Origin of the sequence: Bacillus sp. 3a (assembly GCF_017161885.1) — a bacterium.
GTDB classification, from domain to species: domain Bacteria; phylum Bacillota; class Bacilli; order Bacillales; family Bacillaceae; genus Bacillus; species Bacillus safensis.
Map to the genome: position 1 here is coordinate 1,302,305 of NZ_CP067376.1, position 14,351 is coordinate 1,316,655.

Below are 14,351 nucleotides of genomic sequence, written 5' to 3' on the forward strand. Positions count from 1 at the left end.
GTAAAATAGTGATATCAAGGGAGGAGATTGTCATTCGAATTTCAATCGTTACAGGCGGATCAAAAGGTTTTGGCTTAGCACTTGTAAACAGGCTGCTTTCACGCGGGGATCATGTGTACACGGCAGCAAGAAGTGCATCGCCAATATCCCATCCGAAGCTTACACATACCCAGGTTGATCTGACCGATGAAGAAGCAGCGGCCAAATGGCTTCAACATAGTCTTACGCCGCAAACTCTGGCAGATGCTGATGACATCTTACTTGTCAACAATGCAGGAATGGTCACACCGATCAAGCGCGTTGGACAAGGCGGACAGGATACACTTCATCAGCATTACAAGCTGAATCTTGTCATTCCTGTTTTGCTGAGCCATGTGTTTGCCAAGCAGACTCAATCATTTAACGGAAAGAAAACGATCGTTCATCTCTCTTCTGGAGCGGCGAAAAACCCATACAAAGGCTGGAGTGCGTATTGCAGTTCAAAGGCAGGACTCGATATGTTTATGAGGACTTTTCATGAGGAACAACAGGACGAGGCGCATCCGATCAACACGTTTTCCTTTTCACCCGGCACGATCGATACAGATATGCAGGGGGAAATTCGGAAATCATCAAAACAAGACTTTGAACAAATAGACCGTTTTCAGCAATTATATGAAACAGGCACACTGAAGAGTCCAGATGAAGTCTCAGGTATTTTGCTCGATCTTTTAGCGGGTGATCCAGCTGGCGGATGTGTCTACGATGCACGTGAGTATGGGAAAAAGCAGTCATAACGACGGCTACAGCGTGAAGACAAACACTCGCATTCGGTGTCAGGCCTGCGTGCCGGTGCTCACGAATCTCAAATTCGCTCCGCACCAGTACTCGGCCTTCCTAGACTTCAAGGGTTTTCATATCACGCTGAAAAGAGGAAAAAAAGCAGTCATAGCGACTGCTTTTTTCGTATTGTACAAGCAAAAACAGCTCATTTGACATAAGCTATTCTTGAGACTCATAGAAAATATAACAGAACATTTGAGTTTCTTTTCAGAATATGTTAGGATGCTAAAAATATAGATAAGGAGGGGTTTCCATGAGAAAGGTTACATTAATGGATGTTTACACCCATCCAGTCGCTCAAAAATATTTAAATCGTTCAGGAAAAGCCCATGCGATTGCTTGTGCTTATCACGCATTCAAACTGGCGGTGCAGGCTGGGATTAATCCAGATCTCGCTGTGAAAGCAGCCCTCTTGCATGACATCGGCCACTATGAATGGTATACAGATGGCGGAGAATGGGATTACGAGACATATAGACGGAATGATATTCATGCCATTAAAGGCGCAGAGCGGGCTCACAAACTGCTCATACGGCTCGGTGAGGAACCGAAGGCAGCCAAAGATATTGCGCTTGCGATTCTGCTTCATACAGATTCATATTTGCCAGAGGGCGACCTTCATAAGGACACACTCCAGCAAATCGTCAAGAAAGCAGATGAAATGGATGAAGAGCCTGGCGGACATCATCATTACAGACAAATAGACGAATCACTAGCAATGAAAAAAATCACGGAATTGGATCAAAAAGTGCAGCAGGCACTTCAGCCCATGAAACGTTCTGTTTAGTATGGAATGTCTCCATGAATATTTCCATGCTGATCGACATACAATGTGCGAATAACGGTGCGGTTAAATGCTGATGTACCTGATGCAGTGAGCCCGGTGTAATGAACCGTGACAGAATAAGCACCTTCTTTTTTCAATTGAACAGCGGATGAATCAGTTGTTTTGAGTGGATGATCTTTTTGGGCATCCTTAAAGTAAAAGGTTTCTACTTTCTTGCTTAACCGTTTAATCAGACCGCTTGAATGGGTCGATGCATCATCCCCTGATTTCGCTGCCTCTGCTTTGATTTCTTCATTTAATGGTGAATCAAAGGATACGAGCAGCAAATAAGGAGCCTTTTTTCCTGAATTTGATCGAATCGTCCATTTTCCAGGAACGGGTTTATTGATTTGCACATGGTGCGTATATGCGCCTTCATATGGGAAAGATGCTTCCGATGTCTTCAGATTTGTTAAGACGTCTCCATTTGGGGCGATGATTTCTGGCCGCGTCTCCTGTCTTTCATTTAACCAATGAATCGATAAGCCATTCGTTCCTTCCTCTACATAGAACGCTTCTGTTTTCTCCTTTTCACTTTCACCGCCTTTCACATAAATATCTGTATTCAGCTCAGTAGAGTTCGGGCTCTCTATATTTTCTTTTTCAGCGCTTGCGGCATTTGCCAGCAGCTGATGCTGAAACACAGGGAACATGCTTGTGCCGTTTTTAATTGAGTTGTGATCCCATTTCCCTGTTAAAATATTGTTTGCATATGATAGTCTTGTGCTGCTTACCGTGACGGCGCCATCGTTTGCGCCAAAGCTCTTTAAATACATGCCTCCTAAGTACAGCACCCCGCCAAATGTTCCCCATTCCGATCCCGAATACGTGATGTATTTATGAGGAAACTTCTCCAGCTTGTCGGTTTCACTTCGAAAAGCCGCCATGAGCCCCGTTTGCAAAGAATAGAGCGCGTCGCTTTTTTGTCCAAGAATTTCCGCGAGCCAGCTTCCGCCCTTGCTATACGCTAAATCTGCCAGCGGCGTCCCGTAATGAGGGGAGCCGAGTGTGATGACCTTCTCTACATATGGATGGGCATTGTGATACACGAGTGCGGATTGTGTATCCACCCCGCCTTTACTATGACCAATCACAATGAGTTTTCGACCGAACACATCATAGATTTCTTTTAACTTTTCTGCTAATAGTTTGCCATTCTTTTTCGTATCCTGATCTGGATACAAATCTATGAATGCGCTTTCGTATCCGTTCAGAACAGCTTGCTTTGCCATGTCGTTTCGGTCGAACCATGTGGAGGAGGAGCTGTTAATGCCGTGAACAAAAACAAGCGGCGGTTTTGACTCGTCTTTTTGAACCGGCTCTTCTCCTTTAAACCACTTCCCTGGTGTCCCAGGCTCATCCCCAATTGATCCTGCATACGCATAACTTGCAAAGGAAAAAAAGAGCATGACAGCAGCGAGACAGATGAGTTTTTTCAAGATCATTCACCTCTTCAAATGTTTTAAATTGTTGGCAGCACCAATCTATTATACTTCCAAAAGATGTAAAGTTACATAAAATGTTAAAATATGGTATTTAGGTTGTGGGTTTGCCCTGAGTGACATTCACATGGGTCATTGCATACGCTGTGGGTAAATACACAAGTAAAGGGGCAGGTAGGATGGCACAACAAGGAAGTCCGCAGCTTGTTTCATTAGTTGATCCATATGTTTATCAAACATTGCAGAAAGTGATCGGTATGAGATTAATTGTTCAAACAGTGAAAGATACAGTGCGCGGAAAATTGAAGGAAGTCATGCCGGATCATATTGTGATTGAGGCGGGGGCAAAATCAGTTTTTTATGTGCGGATCCAGCAAATTGTATCGGTGATGCCTGATCACAGTGAAAGAGTGTAACAAGCAGACGCAAAGGTGTCTGCTTTTTTCACGCTTATAGAATGTATATCTGGAAAAAGTGCATGATATACCAATTGTTCTTTTTTTTACAAAAAATGAGGTTCTAAAACAAGAAGCAGTTGACAGAAGGTGGGTTGAATAGTAGTTTTTTAATAAGATCAATACGTAACAGGAGGAGCATCTTTGTTAAAATCTAAAGTTCATTTTTGGACATTCCAAATATTACTTGTTTTACTCATTGTTTATGTATCAACAAAGGTTTCGTTTTTATTTCAGCCGATTATTTTATTTGCATCCACCTTGTTTGTTCCCATCTTGCTGGCTGGGATTCTCTTTTTCATCTTTAATCCAATTGTTCGATTTTTGTCCAAGAAAATTCCTAGGACACTTGCTATCCTGATTATTTATCTTTTGTTCATCGGACTTATCACGTTCATTGTGAATGCTGCGGGACCGGTTATTGTCACACAGGTCGGTGGACTTGTCAAAAGCTTCCCTGGTTATGTGACGGATATGCAGAAATTTATCAACGACTTCTCGCATTCTAAAACATTCACTTGGATGATGAACCAAGATTATGTCTCCGTCTCGAAGTTTGAACAGACAATTGTTTCAACATTAAAAGGTTTGCCGGAAAATATTGCTTCAAGCATGTCTGCTGTGTTTGGCGTGATTGCTAATATTGCTTTAGCTGTGATCACAGTTCCGTTCATTTTGTTTTATATGTTGAAAGACGGACATAAGTTTCCGGACAAGCTCGTTCAATTTTTGCCAATGCCTTACCGTAAGGAAGGATTGAAAATCTTTAAAGAATTAAACGATACACTTGCGGCTTACATACAAGGGCAGATTGTTGTCTGTTTATTTGTTGGAGTGGCTTGTTTTATCGGATACTTATTAATCGGTGTGAAATATGCGCTCATTCTCGGCATTATCATTGCGGTCACAAATGTGATTCCGTACCTTGGGCCATATCTTGGCGCGGCACCAGCTGTGCTTATTGCGTTTCTTGATTCGCCTGGAAAAGCGGTGGTGACAGTCATTGTCATTCTTGTCGTTCAGCAAATTGACGGAAATGTCATTTCTCCATTGATCATTGGAAAACGCCTCAACACACATCCTTTGACCATTATCCTGTTATTAATTGGGGCAGGAAGTTTTGGTGGAATCCTTGGCATGATCTTTGCGGTCCCTGTCTATGCACTGCTCAAAGCCATCACCTTGAATATTGTTAGATTGGTGCAGCTGCGTCAGCGATCTCGCAAAGAACAGCATTTAAACGTCTAGGACAGATGCACACCTTTTCCCTACTTGCATAAGATGATTGAGATAAGCAGATAGGGGGAGATTCTGATGCCTGCAATCGTTGGACCTATTCATATCGAGTCGTTAGGAGGAAACGGTGCAGCTACTTTCGGTGATGTCCTGGCCATTGCCCCTTTGGCTGTAGACCACTCTACTGGCGGTGCGGGAGCCTTTAATTCAGGTGATTATATGTCGCTTACAAGTAATCCGAATGCCACGATGCTTTGGGACTTTACATTGTTTGGCCAGCCTCAATCATTTAATGCATAGGAAGGCAGCTGATACTCACAGATCAGCTGTCTTTTTTATTTTTCATACACGTATTTTTAAGCTGGGCATATGATGTGGGGAGAAAAGGTGGTGGAAAGATGCCAGCGATTGTTGGGCCTATTCATATTGACCGTGTGATTGGAAATGGTTCTGCACATTTCGGTGATGTTTTTGCCATTTCGCCAAAAAGTGTCGATCACTCCGCCGGTGGATCAGGTACCTATAATGCAGGGGACTTTGTCCAATTTTTTAGCAGTCCAAACGTTACGTTTATGTGGGATATAAACCTGATCAGCCAGCAAAAGAGCTTTAATGCATAGCCAGCTTTGAAAGGGAATTCCTTTTCAGAAGCTGTCTTTTTTTATGGTACAATAGATATGGATGTAAGAAGAAAAAAGAGGTGTGAACTGAGTCAAATGAAAATTAGAAAAGCACACATCACAAGCGGACAACCAAAGACCTACAATGTATATTTACATGAAAATAAAAAAGAATATAAAACGCTTGTAGCCGTACCTGACATTGAATGGAGTATTTCCATTGCGTATGAGGACGAAAAGGAGCAGCTCATCCATACGCTTGAACAATCTTTAATGGAAAGAGTAGAAACAGACGAAGCCCGTGACCTCGCACTCAAAATTGTGCACTGGGTCACAGAAATGTAAATTTAGAAACCAGGAGTGAAAACAGCGATGAAAGAAGAATCCGTAGACTTTTATTTGCAGCAAGGGATATTTGGACATGCTGAAACAAAACCTGATGAACGAAGGATGTTTCTTGGTTCATTAAGGGAACGAGCGCTTCTCGCCCTGACAAAGGGACAGGTATCAAGAAATAAACCGTATCAAGAGGTGGAACAAGTATTGAAGGCCAATCGACAGGCCTCCCTACTTTTAAATGGTGAACTGTCTTATGCTTCTTATTCTCAATATGTGAAAATGGCAAATGCCGCTGGATGTTCCTTTAAAGTGGTGAATCATCACGAAGCACACTCTCCTTTTGGTCTTGTCATCGAGATGCCTGGTGCGGTCAATCAGGAGCATATCTATATAGAAGATGAGCTGTTTCAAAAAGCTTTTTCTCATGAATCTGTTGAATAGGTTTCCCTAGTGAAATGAATAAGCTATAATGATTCAAAAGAGCATATGGGAGAGATGCGGATGGGCAAAGCGTTGATTTGTATTGATTATACAGTTGATTTTGTTGCAGACGATGGAAAACTGACATGCGGAAAGCCTGGACAGGCGATTGAGTCTAAGATCACAGAGATCACTTCTTCATTTATTGATGAAGGCCACTTTGTCGTCTTTGCTGTCGATCATCATGAAGAAGAGGACCCTTATCATCCAGAGACAAAGTTATTTCCGCCCCATAATATTCGCGGAACAGAGGGTATTGAACTTTATGGAAAACTAAGTTCACTATTTCACACGTCAAAACATTTAAAACATGTCTACTATATGGAAAAAACAAGATACTCTGCTTTTGCAGGCACTCAATTAGAAATGAAACTGCGCGAGCGCGGCATCACGGAACTTCACTTAGCCGGCGTATGTACCGATATTTGTGTACTTCATACAGCTGTTGATGCGTACAATAAAGGCTTCGAACTTGTGATTCACCAAAATGCTGTGGCGAGTTTTAATGAAGCGGGGCACGAGTGGGCACTTTCTCACTTTGAGCAGTCGCTTGGTGCGAAAGTGGTTAAGTAAGGGAAGGAGAATGGAAGTTGGAGCATCGGTTTAATGACGACAGTTTATCACTACATACAGATCTTTATCAAATTAACATGGCAGAAACGTATTGGAGAGACGGCATTCATGAGAAGAAGGCAGTCTTTGAACTCTTCTTTAGAAAGCTTCCATTTGACAATGGCTTCGCTGTATTTGCTGGCTTAGAGAAAGCGATTGAATATTTATCGGACTTTTCCTTCACCGAAAGCGATCTGGCGTATTTAAAAGATGAACTCGGTTATAAAAGCGATTTCATTGACTATTTAAGCGGATTGTCCTTTACAGGTACACTTCATTCAATGCGAGAAGGGGAAATTGTCTTTGCGAATGAACCGATTATGCGCATCGAGGCAACGCTTGTTGAAGCTCAGTTAATTGAAACGGCATTGCTCAATATCGTGAATTTCCAGACGCTGATTGCAACAAAAGCGGCCCGGATTAAAGGAATCATTGAAGATGAGACAGCATTAGAATTCGGAACAAGACGTGCGCATGAAATGGATGCGGCGATGTGGGGAGCAAGAGCAGCACTCATCGGCGGCTTTCAGGCGACAAGTAATGTTCGTGCTGGGAAACGCTTCAACATTCCAGTATCAGGAACACATGCTCACGCACTTGTACAAGCATACCGCGATGAATATACAGCATTTAAAAAATATGCTGAAACACATACAGACTGTGTCTTTTTAGTCGATACGTATGATACTGTCAGATCAGGTATTCCGAATGCGATTAAGGTAGCGAAAGAATTTGGAGACAAAATCAACTTCATTGGTGTCAGACTTGATAGCGGAGACCTTGCATACTTGTCTAAAAAGGCTAGAACAATGCTGGATGAAGCAGGATTCCATGATGCCAAAGTCATTGCATCAAGCGATCTTGATGAACACACCATTATGAACTTAAAGGCACAGGGCGCCAAAATTGATGTGTGGGGTGTTGGAACAAAACTGATCACAGCATTCGATCAGCCAGCCCTCGGTGCAGTGTATAAACTGGTGTCCATTGAAGAAAACGGCAAAATGAATGATACCATCAAAATTTCATCCAATCCAGAGAAAGTGACAACACCAGGCCGTAAACGTGTGTACCGCATTATCAATCAATTGAATCATCATTCTGAGGGTGACTACATTGCGCTTGAAGAGGAAGATGTTCATAGTGAGGATAAACTAAAAATGTTCCATCCTGTGCATACATTTATTAGTAAATTCGTGACAAACTTTGTGGCGAAAGATCTTCACGTCCCGATTTTTGAGCAAGGGAAACTTGTCTATGACAATCCAGATATTCAAACGATTCAAGCCTACGTGCAGGACAGTCTTGGACTCTTCTGGGAGGAATACAAACGAATCAGCAAACCAGAAGAATATCCAGTCGATTTGAGTCAAAAATGCTGGGATAATAAAATGCAGTTTATCCATGATGTGAAAAATAAAATCAAAAAAGAGCTTTATGAAAGCGAATGATTTGAAGAAAGGGAGACCATCAAGCCAGGTGGTCTCTTTTTTTATTTTGACCGATTGAAATTGAACTAAAAGCGCAATCATTTGGTATACTGAAAGCACATCTTGTTTGTCATGGCATAAAGGAGGATTGGAGCAGTTGAGGGTGTTTGTTGCGAGACAGCCTATTTTTAACAGAAAAGAACAAGTCGTATCATATGAGCTGCTTTATAGAGATAGTGAAACCAATACATATAGCGCTGAAGACGGTGATCAAGCGACAACGGACCTCATTATCAATAGTTTTCTAAATATCGGCATCGAAACACTGACAGAAGGAAAACGATGCTATATTAATTTCACCGAAAGCTTACTTTCATCTGATCTGCTCACCTATTTTGATCCGCATCAGCTTGTGATCGAGATATTAGAAAATGTACCGATTACCCCGGCACTTATTATGAGATGTAAGCAGTTAAAAAAATGGGGATATACGATTGCACTCGATGATTTCTTCCTAAACGGAACACATTATAGTGACAAGCTGCTTGAGGAACTCCTCTATTGCATAGATATTTTAAAAATTGACTTTCTGAAAACCACAACGCAAGAACGAAGAGATATTCTGCATTCGTATAAAAAGTATCGCCTTCGATTCCTAGCAGAAAAGGTAGAAACGAGAAGAGAATATGAAGAGGCACTAGAAGCGGGCTTCCACTTGTTTCAAGGGTATTTCTTTAGTGAGCCGCATGTGATATCGGGACGAGCATTATCGACCAGCTTCCATGCGTACCATCAGCTTTTAAATGAGTTAAGCAAGGACCAGCCGAATATCCAGACCGTGACCCATTTTATTGAAAGTGACCTTTCGCTATCATATCAATTATTAAAAATGCTGAATTCAGGCGGCATGAGACGTCTTTATCAAATTAAAAGTATCCGGCAGGCGATTATCCTGCTTGGATTTAATGAAATTCGGCGCTGGATCTTTATCCTTTCATTTAAAGAACTGAATGTCCAAGCTAACTCAAGCCAAAAAGAAATTATCAAAATGTCATTCATTCGTGCCAAAACGTGTGAACTGATTGCTTCTCGTACTGAACGAGAGCACCCCGCCTCTTATATGCTGACAGGTATGTTTTCTCTCATTGATACGCTTGTCAGGGCAGATATCACAGAACTTGTAAAGGAACTGCCGCTTTCTGATGAAGTTGGTGAGGCACTGCTTGGCTATGAAAATGATTATTCTTTTGTGCTAGGTGTGGCCAAACGTATTGAACGAAATGAATGGGATGATGAAATGTTAGATGGAAATCTCCCGAAACAGGAAGCCTATGGGTGTTATATAGAAGCCATTGAATGGTGCCATAAAATGTTTGAATCTTAAGAAAAGCCGCTCGTGTGAGAGCGGCTTTTTCTTTGTCATGCCCACTTTAAAAGAAGAAAAAGTCTGCTGGAGGCAAGAGACAAGTAGATTCGAATCCCTTCTGGACTAAAGCGGATATCAATGCCGCTTTTCACACCAATTTGCTTCAGCATTCGGCTCACACTTGTGGAATCAGAGCGCTCAGCAGCCTCCATGATGCGCTGCGCAAACGGAAGGGAGCTTGAAATTTGCTGCGTGATGAGTGAAGCATCAGCAACGAGACGGGCCGATTCCTTTGCGGCTCGTTGAAATGAGTGGGCATCTACTGGAGGAAAAGTCATTGGCGTGCGCGGCGGGTATGCGTGGCTCATTGCGGGAACCGGCAAAGCAGGATAAGGAACATAGTAAAACACATGGTCACCTCTTCTCTCATTGACGTGAAATTGGACGGATATCTGTTCTAAATGTATGTAGAAAATCAGAATAAAGAATCAAAATGATCTTTCTAGCTTTGTAATTCCAGCATAAAAATAGGTACTTTTGCGGTCAATTTCGGTGAATGTCGCCAAAAAATTGCGGTGTCCACAATAGCGTCTGTCATCTGGCCTATGACACGCAAAACCGAAGATACAGAGGGGATCGTACGTTCTATCGGGAGAGAAGTGTGACGAATGATGCCTATTCCTGTCGCAAAAATGACGCAATTCCTTTGAAATTGAGATAAAAGTATGATTTGAAAAGTCAGAAAATGATGAAAAAAGACCTATTGAATTTTGCGGTATCACGCACACGTTTTGTGCATACTTTTCGGTGAAAAAATACTCAATTACATTTACACTGTTAGTAACAGATCAAATACTTATGACCCAATCACCATACACAAATACATTGATCTTCCAAAAAAGGAGAGTGGAATCGATGGAAAAGTATGAAATCGAAGAACTTAAACAATTATTATGGAAACTTGAAAACGAAATCAGAGAAACAACGGCTTCTCTTCATAACATTAACAAAAGCATTGATCAATACGACAAATATGAATATGTGAAAATTTCTTAAAGACTTGATAATCATCAAGTCTTTTTTTTATCCAAATACATACAAAAAAAGGATATATTATTATATAATTGTTAAATAGTGATGTCAGTGGACATTTGCTCATGTCTTTTTAGTAAAATAAAAGACGAAAGGGTGAGGTACAAGATCGAGTATGCTAAACTATCTAGAGAATACAAAAATCAAGCAGAATATGTCTGATTTTATTCAACATGCAGTCAGGCAGAATGATTTACAAAAGCTGCTTCTGGAATTTACAGATAGAAAAAAAGAATTTCCTCTTGGTCAATTGGCTTACCAGCATTATGAGGCATTTGGCGGACAAGACAAGCAAGCGATTACAAAACTGGCAGCAGGGATTGAACTTCTCATTTTATCTGCCGATATATTAGATGATATTGAAGATCAGGACAATGATTCGTATCCTTGGATGAACGTCGATCAAGGAGTGGCCATCAATGCTTCTACGTATTTGTATACGGTGAGTATCCAATTCATCACATCAATATGTGAAAATAATTCTCAACTATTAGAGAAACTGTTCCATTTCATTAAAATGTCAATGGAAGGGCAGCACGAGGATTTGCGTCATTTGCATGGAACAGAAGAAGAGTGTGTAGAGGTTTTAAAGAAAAAATCAGGATCTTTAACAGCTATTTCTAGCGTATTGGGTGTTTATTTAGCGACAGGAAAAATAAACGCCACTGTGGAATCTTATTCGATATATTATGGTGTTGCTGAACAGATCAGTAACGATTTTTTTGCGTTATTTTCAAAATCAAACGGAGATTTTCAAAAAAAACAAACGCTGGCATTCAGTTATTTACAAAGACGTTTTAACGACGCCAGTCAAGAGCTTCTTTCCTTCTTTTCTAACCGGCTGGTTGAGTCAGAGCAAAAGCCGTTTCAACTGAAGCAGAAGTTACTTGAAGCTGGTTTGACTCAGTACATGGTATCGATGAGAGAGATTATGCTGTTAAAAATGAAGCAAGGAATTGAACAACTTGATTTACCGGGGAAGAAGAAGGAACAATTATGTGCATTTATGACAAAGGAGGGCAATGATTGAACATTCAAAATGTTATTGCATATTTAGTGAAAAATCCTGGTGTTGTGAATGAATTAGACTTAGGGAATGCAAGTTTAATTCACACAGATGAGCAAACCATGAAAGCAATCATTCAGGGGATTAAAAAAGGGCAAATGTCTGCAGAGTATATATGGTACTATAAATGATACTATTCATTTAAAAATGATTTAAAAGTTCTCCAGTTAAGGATGTTTTATACATGAAGATAACTTATACGAAACTATCTGCTTTTTTGGTTTTTCTTTCTTTTTTATTTGTGATCTATGTTTCATATATTTATGTATTTGATATTTTTAATGGAGCACGTGTAGCGGAGAACAAGAACGGTCAAGCAGAAGTTGTCAAAGTTGAATATCTTTCTTTAGCCTACACATCAGGATTAGAAGAAGGAGATATTATACTTAAAATCAATGGGGAACCTGCTAACAACAAAGATCATTTGATCAATGGTGAGCTTAGGAATGTGCAAAGAATTGATATTCAAAGAGGCAACCAAATGATCACCCTAAAAAATAAGACATTGATTGGTCAAGAAAGTTTATTTGTCTATATAATTCCTCTCATCCTGTATTCAATTTGTTTATTTTGTATCTTCTTTATCATTCGAATTAACAAAGAGGCCCAACGAAAATCAGCATTTCTTTTAGTTGTATTTTTATTAACAATTTGTATCGGATATCTTAGTGCAGGTACTTCAGGTATTGGTGAGAGATTTAGCCATTATGTGATCGTATTTTGTTTATCAAGTGTATTTGTCTTTTATATTCATTTCATTTATCAATATTTCAAAGAGTTTGACCTGCATATAACGACTCAAAAAACGATTCGCTTTTTATATAGTCTTCCTATAATTAATCTAGTAATAGAGTTATTTGTTCCAATTGATTCGGCGTTAGCCAGATACATGCCAAGTTTAAATCTTTTATTCTTTTTTGCTTCTATTATCATGTCATTCAAAGTGATTATCAATGGAATGCGGAAATATAAAGAGACAGAGCAGGGGTCTGTTTTAAAGTTTTTTGTGATGATAAATATCATAGCATTTTGTCCATTTATCTTTTTATTTGCAATCCCATATGTTTTGTTTCGTATTTATGTGATAGATCCCTTTTTCTTAACTTCTTTTGTCTTGCTCATTCCTTTTTCACTTGTGTATCAATTCATGACGAACAAGCTTTACAATATGGATTTTTTGTTAAGCAGACTGAAATACTACGGATTTCTTGCAATTACACCGACCGTTTTTGTTGTTGTCACGTTTTACATTCTGCAAAAACCAGAAGATTTGAAATACACACTGAAGCTCGCAATAATTACTTATACACTCATGCTGGCTGTATTCTATTTCAAAGAAATTCTAGATTTCCGCTTCCGTCTGAAGCGTTTTTCAGAAAAGCATAATTACCAGGACAGTGTGTTTAAATTCACGCAGCTCATTCGTGAGGCGTCCTCACTTCATCAAGTGCTGTATCATTTGAAATACACCATTTTAGAAGTGCTTGTTGTGAATAAAGCCTTTGTGCTTGAGGTGAAAGCTGACGGACAAATTATTGAAATTGATGAATCCACAAATGATAGTCAGCTATGGAAAGAATACGTGGATCAATTTCAAGATATTTTAGGTGAAGTCGGGAAAATTATTGAGCTTGATAAAGGGTTTATGATGAAAATTGGCGAACGGGGCGGTCACTCGTTTATCATTTGCTGCTTATCCAATATACAGACACCGAAATTAACGCGTGATGAGATTTCTTGGCTAAAAACATTGGCCTTTTATACAAGTGTCAGTTTGGAAAATGTCGTTAAAATCGAAGAATTGATGGAGCATCTTGACGATTTGAAACAGCGCGAGGCCAATCCTGCATGGCTGAAGAAAATCATGTTTGCTATGGAAGAAAAGCAGCGTTCAGATTTAGCGAGAGATCTTCATGATTCCGTGCTGCAGGACTTAATATCACTAAAAAGGCAGTCGGAGATGTTTTTAACGAATTTCCAAAACAACCAATGCCCGACATCTATTGAAAATTCGCTTATCTCATGGAATGATCAAATGTCCAAAGTGATTCAAACGACGAGAGAAACGTGTCATGAGCTTCGCCCGCAGCTGCTGTATGATTTAGGTTTAGTAAAGGCGATATCGAAGCTGACTTCTCAAATTCAGGAGGAAGCGCCGTTTCATATTAGGCTGAATACGACACGCTTTGATAAAGAATTGGACATTGATATTGATTCACAGCTGAATATTTACCGAATTGTTCAGGAGCTGTTATCCAACGCCCTGAAGCACTCAAAAGCCACTCAAGTGTTAGTGATGCTGATTTGTATTAAAGATCAGGTTGTTCTTCACTATGAGGATGATGGAGTCGGTTTTGATGCCAGTCATCTTGATCAGCACACAATGAGCATGGGGCTATCGGGAATTAGAGAACGAGTGAAAGCGTTAAATGGAAAGCTTCAAATTCACACAGCCCCGGAAAAAGGGCTTAAGGTGAAAATTGAAATGGAATTGTAACGATTTATTAAGGATTAAGACTTGGCATCAGCCAAGTCTTTTATATAAAATGGAAGTGAGTGATTTAA

Annotated in this window: 17 protein-coding genes; 15 read left to right on the forward strand and 2 right to left on the reverse strand. The window is 40.1% G+C overall.

Translation table 11 applies throughout. The features are described from left to right. Positions 1–32: 32 nt before the first annotated feature. Both JJ692_RS06360 and JJ692_RS06365 read left to right on the forward strand, forming a co-directional pair. Entirely contained in the window at positions 33–776 is a 744-nt protein-coding gene (locus tag JJ692_RS06360; RefSeq protein ID WP_241258054.1) for a (S)-benzoin forming benzil reductase, read from the forward strand. Positions 777–1,075: 299 nt separating this feature from the next. Beyond that, entirely contained in the window at positions 1,076–1,609 is a 534-nt protein-coding gene (locus JJ692_RS06365) for an HD domain-containing protein (protein WP_024425954.1), read from the forward strand. Here the strand turns inward: JJ692_RS06365 and JJ692_RS06370 are convergent. Further along, positions 1,606–3,093 (reverse strand): esterase/lipase family protein, encoded by a 1,488-nt coding sequence (locus JJ692_RS06370; protein ID WP_241258024.1) that lies wholly within the window; start codon positions 3,091–3,093, stop codon positions 1,606–1,608. The genes JJ692_RS06365 and JJ692_RS06370 overlap by 4 nt on opposite strands. 176 nt (positions 3,094–3,269) lie before the next feature. Between JJ692_RS06370 and JJ692_RS06375 the strand changes: the two genes are divergently transcribed. The 9 genes from JJ692_RS06375 (at position 3,270) to JJ692_RS06415 (ending at position 9,646) form a co-directional block, all read left to right on the forward strand. Beyond that, complete coding sequence (locus JJ692_RS06375; protein WP_024423334.1) at positions 3,270–3,506, forward strand: YuzF family protein; 237 nt, start codon at positions 3,270–3,272, stop codon at positions 3,504–3,506. Positions 3,507–3,689: 183 nt separating this feature from the next. Further along, a complete protein-coding gene (locus JJ692_RS06380; RefSeq protein ID WP_024423333.1) occupies positions 3,690–4,793 on the forward strand; it encodes an AI-2E family transporter in 1,104 nt (367 codons plus the stop codon). Between the two features lie 66 nt (positions 4,794–4,859). Beyond that, the gene (locus JJ692_RS06385; RefSeq protein ID WP_024423332.1) at positions 4,860–5,081 is read left to right on the forward strand and encodes a spore germination protein; all 222 of its coding nucleotides are present in this window, start codon (positions 4,860–4,862) and stop codon (positions 5,079–5,081) included. Between the two features lie 98 nt (positions 5,082–5,179). Further along, positions 5,180–5,401 carry a spore germination protein gene (locus JJ692_RS06390; protein ID WP_024423331.1) on the forward strand — a complete coding sequence of 74 codons (222 nt, stop codon included), beginning with the start codon at positions 5,180–5,182 and terminating at the stop codon, positions 5,399–5,401. A gap of 96 nt (positions 5,402–5,497) precedes the next feature. Further along, positions 5,498–5,746 carry a YueH family protein gene (locus tag JJ692_RS06395; RefSeq protein WP_024423330.1) on the forward strand — a complete coding sequence of 83 codons (249 nt, stop codon included), beginning with the start codon at positions 5,498–5,500 and terminating at the stop codon, positions 5,744–5,746. A gap of 27 nt (positions 5,747–5,773) precedes the next feature. Continuing rightward, positions 5,774–6,181, forward strand: coding sequence for a YueI family protein (locus tag JJ692_RS06400; protein WP_024423329.1), 408 nt, complete (start codon positions 5,774–5,776; stop codon positions 6,179–6,181). A gap of 60 nt (positions 6,182–6,241) precedes the next feature. Beyond that, complete coding sequence (locus JJ692_RS06405) at positions 6,242–6,793, forward strand: cysteine hydrolase family protein (protein ID WP_024423328.1); 552 nt, start codon at positions 6,242–6,244, stop codon at positions 6,791–6,793. 17 nt (positions 6,794–6,810) lie between these two features. Further along, positions 6,811–8,283, forward strand: coding sequence for a nicotinate phosphoribosyltransferase (locus JJ692_RS06410; protein WP_024423327.1), 1,473 nt, complete (start codon positions 6,811–6,813; stop codon positions 8,281–8,283). Positions 8,284–8,419: 136 nt separating this feature from the next. Further along, positions 8,420–9,646, forward strand: a complete 1,227-nt coding sequence (locus JJ692_RS06415) for an EAL and HDOD domain-containing protein (protein WP_024423326.1) — start codon at positions 8,420–8,422, stop codon at positions 9,644–9,646. 35 nt (positions 9,647–9,681) lie between these two features. On the opposite strand, the gene JJ692_RS06420 is transcribed toward JJ692_RS06415, so the two are convergent. Then, a complete protein-coding gene (locus tag JJ692_RS06420) occupies positions 9,682–10,038 on the reverse strand; it encodes a YuzC family spore coat inner layer protein (RefSeq protein ID WP_024423325.1) in 357 nt (118 codons plus the stop codon). Positions 10,039–10,543: 505 nt separating this feature from the next. Between JJ692_RS06420 and degQ the strand changes: the two genes are divergently transcribed. The 4 genes from degQ (at position 10,544) to JJ692_RS06440 (ending at position 14,283) form a co-directional block, all read left to right on the forward strand. Beyond that, positions 10,544–10,684 carry a degradation enzyme regulation protein DegQ gene (gene degQ / locus JJ692_RS06425; protein WP_003213123.1) on the forward strand — a complete coding sequence of 47 codons (141 nt, stop codon included), beginning with the start codon at positions 10,544–10,546 and terminating at the stop codon, positions 10,682–10,684. A 151-nt stretch (positions 10,685–10,835) separates the two neighbouring features. Next, positions 10,836–11,750, forward strand: a complete 915-nt coding sequence (locus JJ692_RS06430; RefSeq protein ID WP_206534350.1) for a polyprenyl synthetase family protein — start codon at positions 10,836–10,838, stop codon at positions 11,748–11,750. Beyond that, positions 11,747–11,917: a competence pheromone ComX gene (gene comX / locus JJ692_RS06435; protein ID WP_098677614.1), complete on the forward strand. Its 171-nt coding sequence runs from the start codon at positions 11,747–11,749 to the stop codon at positions 11,915–11,917. The genes JJ692_RS06430 and comX overlap by 4 nt, the downstream gene beginning before the upstream one ends. Positions 11,918–11,970: 53 nt before the next feature. Continuing rightward, positions 11,971–14,283: an ATP-binding protein gene (locus tag JJ692_RS06440; protein WP_206534351.1), complete on the forward strand. Its 2,313-nt coding sequence runs from the start codon at positions 11,971–11,973 to the stop codon at positions 14,281–14,283. Positions 14,284–14,351 lie beyond the last annotated feature (68 nt).

Bases quoted from the DNA above. Each gene is read 5' to 3' on its own strand.
- JJ692_RS06400 (WP_024423329.1), top strand. From the start codon at position 5,774: ATGAAAGAAGAATCCGTAGACTTTTATTTGCAGCAAGGGATATTTGGA.
- JJ692_RS06395 (WP_024423330.1), top strand. From the start codon at position 5,498: ATGAAAATTAGAAAAGCACACATCACAAGCGGACAACCAAAGACCTAC.
- JJ692_RS06370 (WP_241258024.1), bottom strand. From the start codon at position 3,093: ATGATCTTGAAAAAACTCATCTGTCTCGCTGCTGTCATGCTCTTTTTT.
- JJ692_RS06390 (WP_024423331.1), top strand. From the start codon at position 5,180: ATGCCAGCGATTGTTGGGCCTATTCATATTGACCGTGTGATTGGAAAT.
- JJ692_RS06405 (WP_024423328.1), top strand. From the start codon at position 6,242: ATGGGCAAAGCGTTGATTTGTATTGATTATACAGTTGATTTTGTTGCA.
- JJ692_RS06440 (WP_206534351.1), top strand. From the start codon at position 11,971: ATGAAGATAACTTATACGAAACTATCTGCTTTTTTGGTTTTTCTTTCT.
- JJ692_RS06365 (WP_024425954.1), top strand. From the start codon at position 1,076: ATGAGAAAGGTTACATTAATGGATGTTTACACCCATCCAGTCGCTCAA.
- JJ692_RS06430 (WP_206534350.1), top strand. From the start codon at position 10,836: ATGCTAAACTATCTAGAGAATACAAAAATCAAGCAGAATATGTCTGAT.
- JJ692_RS06385 (WP_024423332.1), top strand. From the start codon at position 4,860: ATGCCTGCAATCGTTGGACCTATTCATATCGAGTCGTTAGGAGGAAAC.
- degQ (WP_003213123.1), top strand. From the start codon at position 10,544: ATGGAAAAGTATGAAATCGAAGAACTTAAACAATTATTATGGAAACTT.
- JJ692_RS06375 (WP_024423334.1), top strand. From the start codon at position 3,270: ATGGCACAACAAGGAAGTCCGCAGCTTGTTTCATTAGTTGATCCATAT.